Source organism: Paraburkholderia sp. J7, from assembly GCF_905220155.1.
Lineage (GTDB): Bacteria > Pseudomonadota > Gammaproteobacteria > Burkholderiales > Burkholderiaceae > Paraburkholderia.
Genome location: NZ_CAJMYZ010000041.1, coordinates 13,855 through 33,894, shown reverse-complemented (window position 1 = coordinate 33,894; position 20,040 = coordinate 13,855). Strand labels below are relative to the sequence as shown.

Sequence of the window (20,040 nt, the reverse complement as noted above, 5' to 3'; positions counted from 1 at the left end):
CACTCACGCGTGGAGAACTGCTTGGCGCGGGCTTCACATTGAATCGCCGAGGGTTTTGGGGCGACAAGGTGTTTGGGGGTGATCTGCCAGAAATTGAACAGTCCGACGCGCGGGAGTCTCGCTGTTCCGGCGAGACATTCCGACTCTTGGACGATGGGCGGAAAGTGCTACTGAAGCCGCTCGAATGGTTTGCAGCAATCAGCAGTCCCTACCCTAGACAGCGATTGGCACGGCCCTTCGAAATCACTGCGGCTATTAGCATCTTCATATTTGGCCCTACAATATGCGCTCAATGATCTTGGGCAAGCTGCCCAACGTGCCACTACGTGGCTCAATAGCGGTTGATACCAGCATCTACCCAACTCCCTCAATTATTGCTTGATGTCTCCGTGGACTTCTTTGCCCCGGTTCCAAAGCGAGCATTGCCCGCGCTTCTTTTCGGCCTCGATGTGATTCTCCCCTGCTAGGTAAGACCCGGCCGCACGATCTATGTGCATGATTGCCGGACCGTAACGGTACGAGTCAAGGTCGCCGAAGGGGAAAGGCATCGCTGCCGCTGCTTTGCGACTTCGTCGATGCGGCGTTTGCGCTTGGCGCGCGTGTAGATGGCGGTAGTGTTGAGGGAACGCGTGACCTCTCTCGACTACTGAACGATCTCGCGCGGCATCTCGGGCGCGATGGTATCCGAAACCAACATGTGGCAGAGAGCGTGCCGAGCCACCACGCGCAACAGAGCGCGCTCAATGTACCCGGGGACGCTTTCACCTTTCGGCGAGTCGGGGCAGCGCGGACGTCGTTGACGGCTCCCGCCGTGACGCCTTTCTCTGCATGGCTACCGTCCTCGCCCCAACGCGTGTCCTTCTCGCAAGTCGTCTCAGACACTGCGATGGACGAGCGCGGTGCGATCGCACTAGGAGACGTCGAATTTGGACCTACGGTTGGCCCACTTTGCACAATGGATCAATCGCGCGCTCTGAAAAGCATTCCGAGGTGAGCCCTCTTCATGGTGATCTGGTGCTCTTACGGCGCCGACTCGAACGCGACCGCTAGCCACCAGTTGTCGGCCAGAGGGCGGACGGCCAGTCGGTCTTTCGAAAAGGCGAGGCAGCTCGAGACCGGGATATCGCTGGGAGTCAGCAGGGACCCGGAGGGCAATTGGGCGCGAGCGCGAAGAGCGGCACTGTGTTTTGGCGTCATCACCTAGTCCTGCAGCAGCATGGCCGAAGTCGCGGGGTAGTGTTTGCTTTCGTCAGCGCTCACGCCGGCCGCGGTTTTACGCTGGACATATACGCAGAATCAAAGGAAGTGTTCCGGTTCCTTCAGATAGTAGCGGTGGAAGCCCGCACGGCGATTGAGCCACTCGCTTCCCTCCATGTAATTCCTGCATGATGTCGCACCTGTGTTCCACGGGCGCATAGATACCCTGCGGGCTAAGCTCGATGAGCCGCACGTCGACGTACCACGCTTCCGGGCCGAGATCGATTGAGCCGAGCGCAGCAGCATTCGCATTCAGCGACCTCCCCGTTGCGCCAGCCTCAGAGGTGGCGATGCGTTGCGCGGGCAGCGATCAGTTCGGGCCACGCTGCTGGACGAGCCAAAGGGACGATACGCCATTTCCGCTAGCACTTACGATAACGACGCACCGCCTTCCGCCCGGCTGACCGCAATTCCAACATTCACAATCGTGCATGTTTTGTCCCTAATTTAAACAAAGAGAGCAACCAACTGTGCGAAGCAATGGAGCGCCCGGGTACAAGCTGCCTGAGTCCCCACCCGCGCGCCGCGCGATACATTGAAGAACGAAGGAAAGACCGCGGCTGGATCCGCTCGGCTATACGGGGGCTTAGAGAGCGACGAAAGCGTAGGCCCTCGGTCACTTGAGAAGGTTGTGCTTTGTTACGCGGGATGATCTCCGTTTGTGTTTCGCGGCAGCCGCACGCGTGAAACATCAATGAAAGATAGTCAAATCAGAGCAAACCGTTATGCGACGGGAGATTCGGGCGAATTTCGGGTGAATGTTTCACGGAAAACTATAGGCGCGGAGGTTAAATTCGCCGAAACAACTGCTGGTTTCCCCTTCTGCCCACTGCGTAATCAATAGTCGTATCAAACGCTACGTAATGCGTAGTTTTGTTACTCGTATGGCCACGAGGATGCGAGCAGTCGTATTAACCGCAGAGTTTCGTGCGAATTGACCGAACAGCATTCGAGCGAGCCCTCTAGACCAGTAACCGACCCGATTCCTCGGGGAACTGACAATCGCTCCTCGGCAGTGCGTTCGGCCAGGCCGAGGACAACGTCAGTTGGTTGGCGTAGTTCAACGATCGGCGACTACTTCAGTCGCTCCTTGCGAAGAAGGCTTGCGGCGCACCCGGATCAACTAGCGAAACAACGCCCAAACAGTACGTCGCGCAGGCGGCGGAGCGCGGCTTCATTGCGGCACATCGACGAGTTGGCGTTCGACAGATCGCTCGTCGAGACCAGCGTCGTGCGCGTTCAGTTGCCCAACTACGACCTGCTTCCGTTCGACCGATGCCATGGACAAGAATGCCGTTCGCGCTTCAACTGCTCGTGGGCTTTATGTCCTCGCCTTGCAGACGCCGTTGTGCTCAGGAGTAGCGTCTTAATACGACCGCGAAGGTGGCTGCTGAAAGTGTAGATGTCCGCGTGGGCGGATCAAGCTTCATCGATTGCTCTACGATGGCTGCAAGATCTTTGATGCTCTTGCAGAATTCGACGGCATCGCTATGCGCATAGTCCTCTGTCTAGGCGGAACAACGCAACGTTCCAGCGGGTTGATCATTGTCGCTGCGTTCGAGCCAAAATGTGACGCTGTTGAGAATCTGCGCTGTCGACTACGCGGAGGCTTTCGTGTGCGTCGACCTTTTCAGCACGTTTGGCTCGGTCGAATGAGCGACGCTTATCAAAAGTTCACACGTGTTGGTCGTACCCACTGGTCCCCCACCTTCGTGCTCACAGACTCCAACTCCATTGACGAAGCTTCATACGGAACTGTTACGGGCTTCGCGTGACCGCGTGCGGATGGGAGATGGAACAACCGGTCTCGTCAAGGCACTACGACTTTCGCAAAACGGAAATTCAAGCGACCGTCAGGCCGCACGAGGTCGTGCTCGTTCACCACTGCGGTGCCTTCCTCGATCAATCAGTCGGACATATCCCGCATTTGCTTTCGATCGGCAGCGACGAGTACCTCCCTGTTCGACGCTTTCACTTTCCCAATAACGAGCTTCGATGTCCCGCTCTAATGGGGAAACTCGGCATCTTGACGATCCGGGAAGAGGGATTGGCCAGAAACCCGTCTGCCGCGCCGTTTTGCAGCCGCTCAAACGCAGTACGCGCGAGCAGCACAAGGCCCCACAGGCCTTAGGCTTCCTTGCGGGGTGGGTGCAGTCGATTTACGCGCTAGCGCAGCGCTTACGTGCAGCAAGGTCACCTATAAAGAGCCATCATCAGGCGCCCCGAACGTGGTACCATATAAACCACGCCGCCACTGCGGCATCATCTTGAATCGTTGCAATCCGGCCAGTTCTTGCGCGCTATGCGTGAAGCTCCGTAGCGGGGTTAGGAATTTGTCCGCCGATGTCCAGTGGTAGTGGCATCTGCGCAGTTTCCCATGCGCATCTCAATTTTGTCTGGCCATCCGCATCGGGTTCTTTGGTTAGGTCACTGACTGTACCGGGCGTCTTTCCGTGATGAGCCGCAAGTAGTGAAACGCTAGGCCACATAAAAGTATGTGGCCACTCGACCGACGTCGAGGCAGACGCCATTCGCCGTTTCCCATTCCTGATTCTACGAGTCCGCCATTGCAATAGCGCATGCGCGCATTTGAACTGTAGCCGCTCCACAGTTTCAATTCGCTCCGAATCTCGGAGTAACGCAAATTCATTCGCATCACTAAAGTATTGGCAATTGCGTCGTCGGCGCTTCATTTCGCTGAACGCAGTTGATAAGGTTAACTAATTAAGTCTGCGAAGATCGCGATCCATTAATCCGCAACCGCATCCGTTCGGTCACACGCCTCGTCTGCTCGTCTGCGCGCATTGATTTTATAGAAACGAGGGGCAGGCCTTGTCCCCGGACCTGGTGCGGGTACGCACGGGAATTGGCCACATTCGGTTCGGGTTGCGGCGTTGGCAGCCCCCCAAAAGGAGCGCTTCAAAGATGAGCGGATACAAGAAACGCGCGGCAGGTGTAAGCCGCGCTCCCAAGGGTAGGACGGCGGCATGGGTGTCGCCTGGACGTGAACGACCGTTGACGGCTTGGGATGAGCTACGCGCACGGCTCAGCGCAGTTACCGCTGCTAATGTCGAGGAGTGCAAAGCGTTGTTTGAAAGCCTCGAGGCAACCCGCATCGCCCTTAATCTTCGGCAATGGCGGAGCCTCCAACGTTATGTCGGCCCGATTCCGCGGTGCGTGAGGGCCGTCGGCGGCAAGTAAAGCGGTGCGGGGAGGGGCTTGGACCATTTGTATGCCCCTTCTCTTGATCTTCTTTGTGCGGGCGAAGGGCTCATCAAGTTTGCTAGCTGATGGTTGGACGGCCAGGCGACGCCGTGCCTATTCCGAAGTGTCAGGGAGCTTCGGTCGCAGTACGCCCCATCCCACTGCTCGGCGCGAGGGGTGAAACCATGGTCGCCCGTGTCGCAGAGAGCAAGCCGGCTTAGGACTGCAACTCCCTGGAATCGATTTGGAGGGTCCGGGCGGCGTCTTGCATATCTGTTCGGCGCAGAAAGGGCCCGTCTTGATCTTCCTCCCGATCGTCGAGGAATCGCATCGCACACAAGTTGATGGCCTCGTCGATGAGTGCCTGCGCATCGGCGATGGGGCGTCCAGCCAGCAACGCCGCAGCAAGCTCCGCAGTACCGCCTTGGAGCACGAAGTCCAGTTTCATCTGCCGTTCGTCCAGCGTGGACTCCACCCATGCGAGCATGTCTGCCGCGTCGGGTACATCGAAACGGATCTGCATCGAAAAGCGTCCGCCTCGGAGCACGGCCGGGTCAAGCACATCTGGATGATTGGTCGCCGCGATGTAGATGACGTCCTGCACCCTTCCACCAGTCCCGTCGATCGTGGCGAGAATCCGGTTGGTGAGCGCGGAAACATTAGAGTGACGACGGTCGGCCAGGATCGAATCGGCCTCGTCGATGAAAACGATCGACGGGCGTAGGTCCTTCGCCTGGCGTACTAATTTCTCCCACTCATCGGGGCGGGCGATCAGGTCGGTGCCGGTCGTCGGGAGGAAAGTGAAGCGGGCATTGTCCGCGAGCGACATTGCCGCCATAGTCTTGCCCGTGCCGGGAGGACCGTATAACAGGATCCCGCGTGGCAGCGTACCGCCCATCACGATGAAGTCATAAATATTGCTGAGACGGTCGGCAAGCCCGGTCAGCATTCTGCGCGATGATTCGGGCATGACGAGATCCGCAAGCGGCACCACGTGTGTCGGGAGTGTGCTGCGCTGGCCCTGGATGAGGCGCATCGCCCGCGTTGCAAGGTCGAAGGTGACAGGGCCATCGAATTCGAAATCGCGCTTCATGTCACTCAACTGCGGGGCGAGGGCAGCAAGGCGTGCTGCGCTAAAGCCTTCCCAGCGGCGCGCGAGCTCATCGACGACATGCATATCGATGGCTGCGCGGCCGAAGCGCTGGACGATAGGTGCCCAGATTAGCTTGCGGCGCGCCTCAAAGTCGGGAGCTGGAACTTCGATGTGGAAATCGAAGCGCCCCGATCGGATCGCCGAACTGTCTAGTTGTTCTAAGTAATTTGTGGCGGCGACTAGTACAACTCCCCGGGCGTGGCGGATTTCGACAATCTCCTTAAGCAGAGTGTTGACAACGTCGCGATCGAGCGAGTGCGTTGTGCCGGAGCCATCGCGAGGCTTGAGAAACGAGTCGACCTCATCGATCAAGAGTAAGCAGGGGGCGCAGCGACGCGCGGTACGAAAAAGACCTCGCAGTTTTTCGGACGTCTCGTTGATCCACTTTGAGGCCATGTCGCCAAAGGCAACTGAAAGGAGCGGGATGCCCAGCTCAGCTGCGAGCGCCTCAGCCAGCAACGTCTTTCCACATCCGCTTTCACCATGGAGCAAGATGCCATTGCGTGGCTCGTATTCCACACCGGCAAGGATATCCTCCCCCGAACGCCGCAGACGGCGTTTGATGTCGTCCATTCCTGCGATGTGCTGGAATGTGCGTCGGGGCGGGCGCACCAAGTCACTGCAATCGTACGGAATCGCCTCTGTCCTTGCTGCTTCGGGTGATGCGGGACGCGCAGAAGGGTGGGGTTCCGTCGACTGGCTCACCGGTATGGTAGGGGGCGCTGACGTCGCAGAGACGGTCTTGGTATTAGCGGGTTCACTCACGGTCTTCTGGGCGGACGCAGCCGCCGGCTCGACTTCACGAATGACTTGAACCGCTGTGTTGGCTTTAGATGGGGACCGGCTGATCTTGTGTTGCAGGGGAATCCAGGCGCGGGAGCCTTCGACAACGAGCTCCAATTTACGATTGGGAAACGGTTTCTGGGTGGCCGAATGGTCCATAGAGACCTCATGAATGTGTTGGCTGGGATGTGCTCGTTAGGTCCTGTTATTGCAGTTTGCTGTGCAGCACAAGGACAGGACCAGGTTCTCATGCGATTGGGCGGATGCAAGTCGGTGCCGCCAACGCACCTTCAAAAACGGCGAACGGACGTATACGCACCGACTGAATCGGGAATTTGTTGGACCTTGAACCGCGCTTTCGGTGACTTCAACGTATCCAGCTAGCGAATACACGTCGCTGCTACCGAGTCCAGCGTGATGCTTGCACTGATCGAGCGGAACCATGCTGAAATAGCGTTCGCCATTTGTGACTCATGAAAGCGAAACACAGGAAAACAACGACGGCACGGATAATGGTGAGTAATGCGAAGCGTACGATTTTCATGTCAAGTTCCAGGAGAAGTGTTCCGGGCGGCAGGAAGGTTTCCGTCCGGGGCATTCCATTTCAGTGTGTGCCCAGTCCCGCGCAATGCATGTCGACTGCGAGCAATGGGAACGCCAGGGGGCAGGCTTAGCGGGCGGCCGCGTGTCGCCAGAAGCGAACCGGAACGTGGATGCGCTTGTGCCGGATGCGGCGCCGTTTCAACCGGCAAACCGGTACGCGCTTTCTTCGCGTTTCACGCTTGCGGACGCGGCGCAGCGTCGACAGCCGCCCTTTCATGGGAAGCGTCAGGCGCGCGAGCCAGAGCTGGATAACCTCGACGGGGACTTCGTCGGGTATGTAGACCGTCATCCGTCGACTCGAGATGCGAGTCACGGATTTCTCGTTCGGTTTGAAAGTAAACCGGCGAATTTTCATCAGTTGTCTCCGGAAGGCGTTGTCTTTTGATTCGGGCGTCCGGCGCGTTCACTTCCTGTCGCGACGGCGAATCCATCTGGCGAGTCTGATGAGAGGATCGAAGACGTCGAGTAAAAAACCACGCGCCTCATCGACGACGATTTCGCAGAGTCTGCTTTTCTTGGTCATTGTTACGTACTCCAAATTTAAACGACGGTTGTGTCTGCCCATTTCGTGCCGCCTGCGCTATCTGACGAAAACGAACCCGTGCCTGCCGAGAGCGGCGGCTGGCCTGTCCCGCATTTCCACGATTGGCGTTGGCGACCGATTCAGCTTCTCACGGGATTCGCGGAGCGCAAGTCACGCCTGGCGAACGACCCGGGTACAGGGAGCGTGTGGAAGGAAAAGGGCGCAGACCGCGTAACACGCCATCAGTAAGATGTAACCGGAATCTTGATGCGTCGCGGCCCGGACGCCCATTGGTTGCACGAATGAACAGGCCGGTACGTCAGTGCGAACATCGGGTCGGCTGTGGCAGCACGACTGGATAGGCACCCGGAAGAAGTTCTTCACCGGCGAGCGCATGGAGCCTGCTCATCCGTGTGGTCGATGATCGAATTGCGGGGTGTGATGGGTACATCACGCGATGCGGGCGCTCAAACGCATCCATGTCGAGGTGCGCCACCAGAGCGAGCGACGACGGTGCCAGATCGCGCTTGCGTGGCGCGAGCCGCCCCTATAGAATGGTGTGGCTGGGCCGCCGCTGCGGCATAACTTCGCAACGCCTGTAAAACCTTGCTCCAGACGCAGTTGTCCTAGGAGAAGGCCGAATCTGTAGGCAGCATCAATTTCGCCCGACGAGACGTCGGAGCGTGTCAATTTTTCGTGGTACTTCACTCCCCCTTTCCGGGCATGTACGGGCAAGGGCGGCAGCTCGCAAGACTTCATCAATTGCAACCGCGTGGTGGCGGGAAGTTCCGCTCGCGTTTGAGTCTATCGTGGGCAGGTGATCTCGTTTCTTCATTCGACCACGCGCTGATGCGGTGATTTGGCGACGACGTCGGCACTGCGCTGTAAAGTCACTAGCGAATCGATCGCCCACACGATTATTCCCGTTGCTCCTCGGATCCTCCGACGTGCGCGCCGGCGAGACCTGCTTGATCTGCAATTAGCCGGGAAACCGAACGGTTTTCACGCGCTGAACGTGAAGTGCATTTACCGGGCACGAACGAAACGACCTTGGCGCAAGGCCTCACTTAGACTTCGCTCGCATCGCTCGACACGGAAGCTTCTCCCTGTCAAGGACTCGTAGCGAGCTTATCGCACGACGGCGATTCGATTCCCCGTTTGATTTCGCTTTTTTCCCCAAGGAGAAGTAGAAATGAAACGAAGGACCATCGACGAACTTGTTGCCGCACTCAACCAGCACTACGTTCCGGCGCGAATGAAAAGGCATTCTTCAACGGGTGCCAGCATCGGTGACGCCAACAATGGCGGCGCTCCAATCACGGCGGATCAAAGCGTAGGGCAACGGCGTCGGATGCGGCGTTCTGCACTGGATCAGTACCGGCCAGTCGTGGAGGCCTTTGTCGTCCGGCGTGCGCGTGCTGAGAATCCTTCGCGATTTACCTACCAACGACTCTCGCGGCTTATCGAGCGGAGGGCCGGGCGCCGGTTTGCGGTGTCTACCCTGACGCGGAGGCTGGCTATCTGGGGTTTGGCCGACGCGATGCGGAGGTATTCAAATGAGCCGTGAACGAACGTTTTCCAGAATTCGTGAATCGATAACGCTCCATGGCGTGGCAAAGTCCGAACTCGGTGAGCACCGAGGCACTGTGATTACGTCCGTAGGTACCGGGCGCATCACAGCGCAGGCTGAAAAGCGCTTTATGGCCTGGCGGATGGATAACGGTCTCTGCCTGGACGGGCCTTACCTGAAGGACGAGGTGATGGAGTTCCTCCATGAATACGCGGAAACTCATGGGCAATCGGACCTCGATGCGACGCGCCTCAGCCTCGGTCGCGTGCTTGGCGTGCGGTTTGAGCACGTCCCGAGTCTGATAGAAACCATCCGGCGCGGTCGTGGTATCGCTTGGGAAAAAGTCCGGAGGATTGCCCGCCATCAACGTCACTGGAACGCGCTGTCCACTCTGATCGCATTTAACGCGGGATTGCGCGCAGCTGAACTGCTCGAGCTGAGGCGAGATGATGAACTCGAGCCGTCGCCCCACCGGACATGGCCCGAAACGATGTTTCTTGGACGCGATGATTACGTGAGGATGGTCACAACCGGCAAGGGCGGCTTGCGTCGACCGGTTGCGCTTGCGCGGCCGCTGGCCGAAGCACTTGAGACGTACCGCCTCCCGGAGGTAGTGAAGATAACGGACCGGGGTGTACACCATGAATCGCTTTATGGAATCGGGGGCGGGCAGGCTTTCAGTCAGAGCTTTTCTGAAGCGAGCTGGAACGTTTTCGGCTCATCTGACGGGGCACACGGCCTTCGGCATGGATTCGCTCAGGAGCGTGTGGCTACCTTGATGTCGCTCGGATTCGATTTCATGGCTGCAGTTCAACTCGTGAGCATTGAGCTTGGGCACTTTCGCCCGGTACTGGTGTACTATCAGATATGAATATAATTCGGAATCCATATCATATGTGCGGCATGATTGTTCGCGCTGGACCGCGAGGTCAATACCGGTTTGCGGTCGTCGACGCCAAATCGGGCAGGGAGATCAGTTACGGATGCGACTGGCACGCAGCTTACGATAGCTGGCTTGGCATGAGGCGCGTGCGCGTGCCTGTACCGAGTCCGCTGACGCTTGTCTGGGTAGTAACGGAATTTGGAGAATGCCACCGTCATAGCGACGAATCGTTGCGCAAAGGGCACGAACGGGATACGCGGCTCATTGTGGAGGTGCTGATGCGGATGGGAAATCCACTTGCATCAGCGTTGCAGGAGGTGGACTGCAAGGCGTTTCGAAACGCGTGCTTAACTGTTCCACGCATCGGGACTGTGCGTACGGAAACGCTGATCAGACGCATTCGCCAGGTGTGGGTCTGGGCCTCAGAGCAGGGATGGGTTGAACATGAATGTCTGCTTAAGGCGAAGCTGCGCGAGCCTGCCATTCGGCGCGGGATTGTTGAAATGGTCGTGGTTCATCTGCCCGACGATGCACTGACTGCCATCAGGTCCGTGCGGCACGCAGCAGGAGCGTCCGTCGGAGACGACGTCGGTGGCCTGTCGCGTGAAGTTAGCAGGGCTGCGCAACGCGCGAGGGAACTGGCGAGGTCTAACGGTCGCCTGGATCTGACCGAGTGGCTCGGTCGCTGCAAATTGAGCTGGTTCCTCGACACTGCGATAGACGAGTCGCTTTTTCAGGTTAAACCTTCGCGAATAGTGGTGGCCGGTCGCATCGAGCGTGTTAATCAACTCCGCAACCGGAGCCGTTGCAAAAACGACACGGTGCAACTGGAACCTCGCAACTGAGTCGGTACCGTCAATTGCCGTACGTTGGCGTTCGGGGAAGTTCAATAGCGTCCGGTGAGAAATCCCGGACGCTATTGCTGGCATAAATGCCGGAAAAAAATCCGTGGTGATTTGAGCGCGTTTGCAATAGCATCTATGCACGCCGCTCAAACGGCAGAGATTTTTTGTGCCATTCTTGGCACCACGTTTAATTTATGAACTGTCAGTCGTGTTGTGGGGTGGTAGGCTCACGCGCGCTGGTAGCCACCCAAAGGCACGCGCCAGCGTGCCTGTCAATGCCTGGATCGTGACATCGATTCCAGGCCTGCCGCAATTCATTCAGAAAGCCAGCTAACCGGCGCCAGTTTGGGCGTCAGGTGACGCATCTCACCAACTGTCCGAAATGCAGTGATTCCGCAAACGGCGGCCGCGCATTGTGGCCGCCCGTGTCAAGACCACGTTCCATGGTCCCCCGCAATGTTTTGCCGCTGTGCGCCGGCTCGCGCACAACTGGTCGCCTGCGGGCGACCAACCGCGTTCCGCGGGAATCTCTCTGTCTTTGCTGTCCTGCTTTTGCTTTTGCTTTTTGCTGTGGCTGGTTCCCCTGCGGGGGAGGAGGGCTGGGTGTACCGGTTGTCCGATCCGGATCACCCTTCCGATTGCGAAAATTTCTACACACAAGGAGTGAAACGAATGGGGCGTACTGTTCTTGGCCTGGATGTCGGCCACGGCTACACAAAGCTGTCCTACCGGGACAACAAAAGCGATGAACTCGTCATGAGGGCGTTTCGGTCTCTTGCAAGCCGGCACACGGAGAGTGAATTTGCCAGGACCGCCCGCAACACTCGCATGAGCGCGTCCATTGTGACGGTCGAGGTGGACGGGGCGAAATTTGACGTGGATGTGTCTGAGCATGCAACCATAGTCCGGCGCCAGGGTGACTGGAACGAAAGCAGTGATTTTCCTCAGCGTCCAGAATATCGCGCGTTGATCCATGCCGCGGTGGCGTCGACTGGTCTCGATCACATTGATGTACTGGTCGCCGGCCTTCCGGTGCATACCTTCCAACGGTATAAGGCCGAGATCGATAACTATCTTCGGCACACCATTTCGTGGGAGCGCGGACAGGTCACGATCGGTGAAGTGCACGTGATCCCACAGCCTGTAGGTGCCATGATCACGCTACAAGCTGCGGGTCAGGGGAACCTCGCGGGAGAACTCAGCCTGCTCATAGACGTGGGCAGCTTCACGACCGATTGGGTGGTCAGCCGCGACCTGATTATCGATTTTGACCGCAGTGGCGGGCGGCCCGGCGGAGCCAGCCACATCTACCGCTCGGTCGCTGAAGGTCTTTCCGCGCAAATGGGAGAACCGTTCGAGCAACTAAACCTGATCGAGCAAGCCCTGCGCACCGGCGAACCGTTGCGGGTGTATGGTGCGCCCGTCGATCTGCGTCCCCACCAGAAGCTTGCGGATCAGGCGGCGCTGGAAACGGTGCGTGCGATGCAGGCGCGCCTTGGGGGAACGCAGGATCTGACCTTCCTTCTGGCCGGCGGTGGAGGACATCTGTACCGTCAGGCCCTCGCAGAGGTTTTTCCGCGCAACCGTGTCGTTGAGCTCGAGGATCCCCGGTACAGGAACGTCGTGGGTTTTGTGCTCTTTGGCGAGCAGGGCGGTTGGTGAGCGAATGGACGACCGCCTGATTTTCACTGTAGTGATTCGCGGCGTTGCTTACAGCGAGCTCGTCTCGTTGCTGGCGGCGATTCGGGATTCGCGTGAGCGCGCGGGCTTGCTCAAGCGTCTCGGGGAGGACGGCGCGCAACTCGCGGCATTGGCTGTGACCGGCGTTTCTGGAGGTGCTGACAACGCACACGAGGGCCGTCCAGATCGCCGTGGATTCGACATCAGGCTGGTGATACGTCGTGAGGAATTTCCTCGACTTTATGAGGTACTGCTTCAATGCGGCACGCCACGCGCCCGTGCCGCGCGCTTCAGACAGCTGGCACATGAGGGTGCGAGGCGCCGGCAGGCTGCGACTGAACCCGTGGCAGCGCGGGTTCCTGTTGTGGTGAGTGAGAGTGTCTCAGGAAGTGAGCGCACGAAGTCTATAAGCAGGTTGTCTCTCGGGGCTGGCGGCATTCCGAAGGACATGCTTGCTGGATGGAGCGCGGGGAAATAGCGCGCCGAGCGGCGTGTTAGGTTGATTGATGCCTTGGGCGAAGTGAAACGGGAGAAAACCACATGTCCGAAAAAAAAATCTTGCGCCTTCATGATGTGATGGTAATGGTCGGCGTCAGGAAGACGACGATCTATGCCTGGGTCAAACGCGGCGAATTTCCCGCGCCAGTGCGCCTCGGAGCCCGGGCAGTCGGGTGGCGCGAGAGCGAAATTGGCGACTGGCTCGCGAGTCGGATTCCCGCAGGCACCAAGGCTGGTGACATCGCTGACGACATTGCGGTAAAGGCCTGACGTCTGCGAGCGCGACGGGTAGGACCGCTTGCTACGTCCGGGACTGCGCTGGACGTGGCATTTGATTTTGGAACTGTCTGCTAGTGGCAGTGACCTTCGTTAGCGGCGGATTCAACCGGTCGATGCAACGATTTGGTTAAATCGCTCAGCTGGCGTATCGAAGTTTAGTGTTTTCTGGAGACGTTCGTTGAGCCGCCTGGCTACGGAATCCAGTCTGGCCTGCGAGTAGACGGAGAGATCGGTGCCCTTAGGGAAGTATTGCCTCAGAAGCCCATTCGTGTTTTCGTTCGAACCGCGTTGCCAGGGGTGTTGCGGATCGCAGAAATAGACCTCAATGTCGGTAGCGACGGTAAAGCGGTTGTGGTCGGCCATTTCCGACCCCCTGTCCCAGGTCAGCGATTTATATAGTTCCCGAGGTAACTTGCTGGCGTGTCGTATCAGCGCGTCAACCACAGCCTCAGAATCCTTGCTGGCCACTATTACCAGCATCACGAATCGACTTTGACGTTCGACGAGAGTTGCAATCTGCTTGGTCGCGTTGCCATACAGCAAGTCACCTTCCCAGTGCCCGGGTATTGCGCGATCCTCCGCCGTAGCGGGGCGTTCACTGATCGACACGGCGTCGTGAATGTTCGTGCGGCCCTCTGTTTTCAGTGTGTGATGACGGGACCGGCGCATGGTTCGAGAGCGTCGCAAGTGCTCAAGCAATTCCTTTTTCAGGGCACCACGAGATTGAATATAGAGGCTCCGATAGATTGTCTCGTGCGACACCAGATAGTCCTTGTTGACCGCATAAGCATGTCTGAGCCAACCAGTAATCTGCTCAGGGGACTACTGCAGCTTCAGCTTTGCAGCGACAACTCGTGCCAGCGTCTGGTTTTGCACCAATTTGCAAACCTTCGGGCGACGTGCCCGATTCCAGGCGAGCGCATCCGCTTGATTTGCTCGATAACCTTGACTGCCTCCGTTGCGGTGCAATTCGCGGCTTATAGTGGAAGGAGCGCGTCCCAGCCTGGTGGCTATCGACCGGATCGATAATCCGGACACCAGAGAGCGGGAAATCTCCTCGCGCTCCGCAAGCGTCAAGGTCTGCGGCGCACGGCGTCTTTGCGGTGGCTCGATGCCGCCGTTCTCCGCGAGTATCCGCTGGATCGAAGAGTGGCCCCGATCAAACAGTTTTGCAATCTGATGGATCGTTTCGCCCTTGCGCCATCGGTCCCACATCAGCGCTTTCTGGGTCTCGGAGTAATAATTTCTCGGTCGCTGCTTCATTTGCATCACCTCCGCTGCTCACGCAGATTCTAGGTGTTGCATCGACCGGTTGAATCCGCCGCCTACACGGAGTCCTCAGCGTTTCCCCATCGCTTGTACAACTGCATGAAACAAATTGCAGTGGCGATGTTTTTGGTCGCTCTCCGCCTCTAATCCGGACGTAACGCTGAACGTGAGAATTATCGGCACGAGACTTCTTTCTGAAGAATTGATCGTCTCTTATGCCCGATGCCACCGAGATTGATGTGAGTGGTATCGCGTCTGCGGGTGACTTCGTGACAACGCCTACCAGTTATCTCCCATACATTCGCGTCGGCCACAGAACCAGAGAGATCGCTGCATAAGATCTCACACACATGGCGCACTTCTACCTCGACCTCATGTCGGACGAGTTCGTTCAGTTTTTTACCTTTCGTGGTGCGGCTCTTTATTGCGTGCCAGAGAGTGGCGACATTCCGCAGTCCGGTGCCTCAATCTTCATTCATCAGTACCAGACTGCCGTTCGCAGGTTCGCGCGCGTCGGTGGATGCGTGTTGCGTGCTCTAAGGTTAGGATCGGCGCAGGCGCGAATTTGCGCATAAGCGTCGCGGCGGAACTACCGGACTACCTCGCAGTCCCTGACAGTAAAGGCTTGCGTCGATCCACCCTCTCCCTGACACAGCCGTTTTTCACGTATTGGACGCCCGCCAGTCCAGTCGTTCTATCGCCACGGGTACGCGTTTGAACGCGTGGATTACCCATGACTTGATCGTGGAGGCTTCGTCTTCCACTTCAGGCCGCGTAAATGGCTCAAGGCGAGCAATCGTGGAGAAATCTACCAGATCTCTCCCGTGTGACCTTTGTTGTGCCACGCAGCAGCAGATTGCTACCACATATCTCCCAGCACGGCCCACGTGGTTTGATGGCCTGGAACATCTGCACTGGAGTGCCTGGTCGGCGCTTACTGCTGGCCGGCGGCAACACATGCGGTTGCCCAGCGGGGCGGCGCCGCAATGCGCCAGTTCCGGCGGAGGAGGTTGTCTTTTCGTGATGTGCATCGGGAACATGTGCTGCTGAAGATCTGGAGAAAAGGGGCAGCCCGAATTTGCGTTTAAGTCTGGTGGCGGAAGCAGTCGATCGTCCCGAATCCCTTGCTTGGAAAGTCCCGCAGCGATGAGGCATATTCCTGACACAGCGGCTTTTCTCAGGCGCGAACAATCAATTGCGCTGCAGTTGAATCGCCTAGGGGCGGACATCGGGGAGAACTGGTAGTTGCTGGCCAAATATGCCAGGGAAGAGTCCCCGGCATCGCCGACAGTATCGACGCAGCGGTTCGCGGATGCCGAACCGGAGCCCGGTTCGCCCCCCTCAGAGCGCGGGCCAGCTTTGCGTGATGAGGATCGCCAGGTGCCGATCAGCGAAGGTAGCGTGGTGCGTGTGTCTTGCCGGCGATAGCTTGCGTCGGATGCTGGAACAGTGATCGCCTGGTTTTGGATAAGACGCAGTGTTGACAGGCAATCCGAGCTCTCATTCGACCCAAAAAGGACTCGTGATTTTTCATTGATTGTCTTCGGGGAACGTTTAGCCATGTTTCGAGGCGACGAGTTAATTTTCTGTCGCGATGGCGTATCCTTGTAACCAGCCTGATGACCCGATCAAGCTCGTCGAGCAGGTCGCGCACCTCGTCGAAATCGAATCTCGGCCGATTGCTTCGTTTGTTCATTGTTAAGAATGCCAAAATTATTCAAATGGCCCACTTGATCGGATGCCTGCGTTGTGGTTCAATAATTGCAGCCGCCACTGCGGCAAGCCTGAACTCTCGCGTGAAGGCACCCCCCGATAGAGGTCGATGAAGCACCAGACCTCGATGAATTGCAGTACTTAAGGCGCCGCTTGGCGTCTTCAGAAAGTAGCGGATTTCTGTTTTTAGCTTATGGCGGGGCGAAAGCCTTGCCAGGCTTGGTGCCAGTGACGATGTCGTCACGTTCTCGGCACCAGTCACGTCAAGTTTCCGCTCTGATCCCCCCGCACGAAGTGACCTTTGCCGTCCTGGACGGGCCGCGGACTCATCGCCAAGCGATTGATACGCGGAGGGGCCCCCTGCTCGCGAGTTTTGCGGAGAAGGGACTTCAACTTTGGTACGCGCGCTACCTTTACCGAGGCTGCAATCGGATGCGCGTGGGCTTGTCACCTCCCATCAAAAGGATGGCGGCGCCTCGCTTCGGCGACGCAACCCGGTAACCGTGAGGTCCGGGCCGTGTGGCAGACACCGGACATGTTTCATGCCCTCGGAAACATATTCTCAAAAGCGACCGCGCTCACGGTCGAAGTCCACCCCGTTTTGCGGGCACGCTGCGGCCCGAACCCAACTGAGCCACGGGTTAAAGCTGTTCCTGACGCGAGGCAGGGCAGAGGCGGCGAGGCGGCGTAAGCCATGCGCCATGTGCATATGGCATCGCCAATTCGTTGTGCGTCGTCCACTCCGGTTCGTTCGGGGTGGGCCGGCGTTTCTCTGTGGAGACCATCAGCATGGCCACAATTGTTGAGCTTGACCCCGACGCAGCAGAGCACCATCGCAGTGGCGGCGAACATGAGACGGGCTGGAAGTTGGAACTGGACAAGTGGCTCAATCGATATGCAGCAAAGCGCGTCGACGGCCGCGAGGCGGCAGAACGCACGCGCGATCTTACGCGTGCATCGCTTAGGAAATCATTTGAGACTCTATGGGTAGAGCTTGGCATGAAACCGCTCCCCCACAACCTCAAAGACTCACATGTACGGTCCTTGGTGCGGCACTGGTATTTTGAGCAGAAGAAGCAGGTCAAAACAATGGAAACGGACCTCTCAATCTTGCGCAAGTTCTCGCGGTGGATCAATAGGCCACATTTGGTCAAACCCCTCGCCGCATATCTCCCCGAATTGGAGGCCGAACTTCTGGTGGTGTCCTCACTTGGGGGGGGCTCAAAGGCGTGGAGCAGTAACGGCATCAACGTCGAGCGGAAAATCGGACAAGCATTTGCCTTGGACGAGCGGTTCGGTCTGATCCTGCTTGCGCAGGTCGCGTATGGTCTGACTGTCCAGGAGGCGCTCAGCCTGCAGCCCTGGATGGCTGACACCGGCGCAGGACTCCATGTTTTTTCTGGCGACGGTCCAGGGCGTCGGCGCAAGCGGCACATTCAGTACGTGATCGCGGAGCAGAGGGCGGTCATGGACTTGATCAAGCAATGCGTGAAGAAGACCCATAAACTCGGGTGGCAGAAGACTCGCCGCGGAAAGCCAACGACGTTGAAATCGAATACGCACGAATATTACGCGCGCATGGAAGACATCGGCATGACGAAGAAGACCGCCGGCGCCGTAGGGGATGGCCTTCGTGCCGAATACGTACTCAACATGTCGGCCGTAGAAGGCTTCGACCCGGTGTCCGGATACTACGATGGTCAGATCCTGCCCTGGATCGGATCGACGGTGCCGGTGGTAGAAACAGATGAGCAGGATGAAAGCAACTGGCGGCAAATCATCGTCAGCTACTTCCGTGCCTTCAGGCGAGATGCTGCAGGAAATGTCGCGTATGTCGGCGCGGCTGCGGGTGGCAATCAGTGCATTCCGTCCGGCGCTGAGTGCACGCCGGAATCGGTTCAACCACATGTTGCGTCCCGGAGTCCGGAACCGGCATCCGGGCTCACCGTGATGCGAGCGTCATCGCCTTGCGCACGAGCGCGTCGGCATCGGCGATAGTCCGGAAATGAACACGCCGGAACGTCAGCGACAGAACCGGGTCGGACGTAATAACAGGGATTGGCTGAACACCCTGATGAGTTCGCCACCGGAAAGCGCATGGATTCAGCTCATCCATGCGGCCAATGGTCGGCGGCGGGGTGTAATGGTCACGTCACGCGACGAGGGCGCTCAAGCTCGTGTCACGGAGCTACGTCCCGGTTACATGATCGAAGCGGCGCGACGGCAAGGTTGCCGTCGATGGGATGTGGTTACCTTCAGAGGAAAGCGCACACCTTGAATGTATGTTCGCCGATACGTGGCGTGCTCCTTCAGTTTCAATTTATCGGGGCGAATGGGCCACAATCCCGGTTCGCACGTGAGCGATCGCGGACCGTTATGGAGGGTAGAGACCCGCTTTGCGCTCGGGTGTACTAACGCGATCGGTGGCGCCAGGGGTGATTGGCGTTCGAACTGGATCATCCAGGAGTCGTAACCGGGCCGCGTTGGTAGCCCGGCTAAGCGTTCGTTCGATAAACGCTTCCATGCGGGCCTCTACCGCCTCTGGTGAAAGGTCAACGATTGCGCGCTCGCGGTGGCGAACTTTAGATTGACTGGATTTCATGGCGACTCGTCCGTCGCCTGGGTAGTGAGCGTCACGCAGGCAGCGCTCAACGCCATGACGTTGCTCGCTGTCTCGTAGCAGTCTACTGCCCGCAGGCCGCTGGCAACCGTCTTCCTCTTGGAACGACAGACACCCAGGCTCAAATTTTCTGTTGCAGGTGGCCTGCGCTCGCCGTACTTTATCCGCCCTAGAATAGCGGATTCTAGGCCGCACACGCGTTTGGTATTGGCGAATTGTCGTGACCGGTAAAATATCGGCTTTTCCCCAGAATGAACCGAACCTCGGCGGCCTGGTATCACGGAAAATCGGGCCGCTACCGGTTCACAGAAAACGGAGCGGGAGCGATGGGACAGGCAAGACAACGCGGTACGCAGGAGCAACGCATCGCGCAGGCAAAGGCGAAGATTGAGGCATCGCGTCCGGAAAAGCTGGTGTGCGGCGCCTGCAAGACCGCGTTTAGCGATTTTGACGCGCTTGACACGCGAAACATGGCGGGTATCCAGGCTGCATTCGGCGGCATCTGTCCGTCGTGCGGGGAGACGGTGCTGTCCTTCAGCGGTGAGAAGGACGCCGTCGCGAGCGCCATGCTTGCCTGGCAGGACGCGATGGAAAATGAAGGCAAGCTTGGCAAGCAGTCGTCGACGGGTGAGCACGTACCCTTCGATGAACAGAAAGACTCGTGACGGTTCGCCGGCGCATGAGCGCGGCATTGAATGGTCCGAACTGATGGGCCAGGCACGGGATCGACAACAACTAATATACCGCGCGGTAAAGCCCTGCGCGCAGGAAGAGCCGATCATGAGCACGCACGAAAACGCTGAGCTACTCGTCGCGTGGTTTCGCGAACGCGCGAGCGCGACGGTGAGCGAGATTGTGGCGTCCGGGTTGATGAAGTCGCGCACGGCTTCTGATGCCGTCCAGTACGCGTTGCGCAATGGCGCGCTTGAGCGCATCGTTCGTTCAGGCGCGAGCGCGAAGGAGCGCGTTCACTATCGGACGACTGGAATCGCCTTGCCTGCACCCAGAACGCAGGCAGGAAAGCTGTCTTTTGATGGTTTGCTGAGCGCGTGGGGTATCGTTCTCGAGCCTCCCCGGCTTGTGTCGACTGGATCGCGTACACATCAGATTTCCGATAGCGAGTAACAGGAAAGGGGCCGCAACCAGATCGAAGAACCGTG

General features: G+C 58.2%; 10 protein-coding genes and 1 pseudogene. 7 read left to right on the top strand and 4 right to left on the bottom strand.

Annotated features, from left to right (window positions below; translation table 11 throughout):
* Window positions 1–4,678 precede the first annotated feature (4,678 nt).
* Window positions 4,679–6,187 carry an AAA family ATPase gene (locus U5A58_RS38430; protein WP_321965197.1) on the bottom strand — a complete coding sequence of 503 codons (1,509 nt, stop codon included), beginning with the start codon at window positions 6,185–6,187 and terminating at the stop codon, window positions 4,679–4,681.
* An 880-nt stretch (window positions 6,188–7,067) separates the two neighbouring features.
* On the bottom strand, window positions 7,068–7,355 hold the full coding sequence (locus tag U5A58_RS38425; RefSeq protein WP_321965196.1) for a hypothetical protein: 288 nt from the start codon (window positions 7,353–7,355) through the stop codon (window positions 7,068–7,070).
* A gap of 1,724 nt (window positions 7,356–9,079) precedes the next feature.
* Here U5A58_RS38425 and U5A58_RS38420 point away from each other — a divergent pair.
* The gene (locus U5A58_RS38420; RefSeq protein WP_321965195.1) at window positions 9,080–9,964 is read left to right on the top strand and encodes a hypothetical protein; all 885 of its coding nucleotides are present in this window, start codon (window positions 9,080–9,082) and stop codon (window positions 9,962–9,964) included.
* Between the two features lie 434 nt (window positions 9,965–10,398).
* Here the strand turns inward: U5A58_RS38420 and U5A58_RS38415 are convergent, their stop codons facing one another.
* Complete coding sequence (locus U5A58_RS38415; RefSeq protein ID WP_321965194.1) at window positions 10,399–10,866, bottom strand: hypothetical protein; 468 nt, start codon at window positions 10,864–10,866, stop codon at window positions 10,399–10,401.
* A 558-nt stretch (window positions 10,867–11,424) separates the two neighbouring features.
* On the opposite strand from U5A58_RS38415, the gene U5A58_RS38410 reads away from it, so the two are divergent.
* The 3 genes from U5A58_RS38410 to U5A58_RS38400 all read left to right on the top strand — a co-directional run bounded on the left by U5A58_RS38410 (window position 11,425) and on the right by U5A58_RS38400 (window position 13,269).
* A complete protein-coding gene (locus U5A58_RS38410) occupies window positions 11,425–12,483 on the top strand; it encodes a PRTRC system protein D (RefSeq protein ID WP_321965193.1) in 1,059 nt (352 codons plus the stop codon).
* Between the two features lie 4 nt (window positions 12,484–12,487).
* A complete protein-coding gene (locus tag U5A58_RS38405; protein ID WP_321965192.1) occupies window positions 12,488–12,979 on the top strand; it encodes a hypothetical protein in 492 nt (163 codons plus the stop codon).
* A gap of 62 nt (window positions 12,980–13,041) precedes the next feature.
* Window positions 13,042–13,269 (top strand): AlpA family transcriptional regulator, encoded by a 228-nt coding sequence (locus tag U5A58_RS38400; protein ID WP_321965191.1) that lies wholly within the window; start codon window positions 13,042–13,044, stop codon window positions 13,267–13,269.
* Between the two features lie 111 nt (window positions 13,270–13,380).
* Here U5A58_RS38400 and U5A58_RS38395 read toward each other — a convergent pair.
* Window positions 13,381–14,541: pseudogene (locus U5A58_RS38395) on the bottom strand (IS30 family transposase).
* A gap of 2,508 nt (window positions 14,542–17,049) precedes the next feature.
* Here U5A58_RS38395 and U5A58_RS38390 point away from each other — a divergent pair.
* From U5A58_RS38390 to U5A58_RS38380, 3 genes are all read left to right on the top strand, one after another.
* Window positions 17,050–18,258, top strand: a complete 1,209-nt coding sequence (locus tag U5A58_RS38390; protein WP_321965190.1) for a hypothetical protein — start codon at window positions 17,050–17,052, stop codon at window positions 18,256–18,258.
* Window positions 18,259–19,206: 948 nt separating this feature from the next.
* Window positions 19,207–19,545 (top strand): hypothetical protein, encoded by a 339-nt coding sequence (locus tag U5A58_RS38385; RefSeq protein ID WP_321965204.1) that lies wholly within the window; start codon window positions 19,207–19,209, stop codon window positions 19,543–19,545.
* The gene (locus U5A58_RS38380) at window positions 19,526–20,005 is read left to right on the top strand and encodes a hypothetical protein (protein WP_321965189.1); all 480 of its coding nucleotides are present in this window, start codon (window positions 19,526–19,528) and stop codon (window positions 20,003–20,005) included. Before U5A58_RS38385 ends, U5A58_RS38380 begins: the two co-directional genes overlap by 20 nt.
* Window positions 20,006–20,040: the final 35 nt, after the last annotated feature.

Bases quoted from the DNA above. Each gene is read 5' to 3' on its own strand.
- U5A58_RS38405 (WP_321965192.1), top strand. From the start codon at position 12,488: ATGGACGACCGCCTGATTTTCACTGTAGTGATTCGCGGCGTTGCTTAC.
- U5A58_RS38430 (WP_321965197.1), bottom strand. From the start codon at position 6,187: ATGGACGACATCAAACGCCGTCTGCGGCGTTCGGGGGAGGATATCCTT.
- U5A58_RS38420 (WP_321965195.1), top strand. From the start codon at position 9,080: ATGAGCCGTGAACGAACGTTTTCCAGAATTCGTGAATCGATAACGCTC.
- U5A58_RS38390 (WP_321965190.1), top strand. From the start codon at position 17,050: ATGGCCACAATTGTTGAGCTTGACCCCGACGCAGCAGAGCACCATCGC.
- U5A58_RS38425 (WP_321965196.1), bottom strand. From the start codon at position 7,355: ATGAAAATTCGCCGGTTTACTTTCAAACCGAACGAGAAATCCGTGACT.
- U5A58_RS38380 (WP_321965189.1), top strand. From the start codon at position 19,526: ATGAACAGAAAGACTCGTGACGGTTCGCCGGCGCATGAGCGCGGCATT.
- U5A58_RS38385 (WP_321965204.1), top strand. From the start codon at position 19,207: ATGGGACAGGCAAGACAACGCGGTACGCAGGAGCAACGCATCGCGCAG.
- U5A58_RS38400 (WP_321965191.1), top strand. From the start codon at position 13,042: ATGTCCGAAAAAAAAATCTTGCGCCTTCATGATGTGATGGTAATGGTC.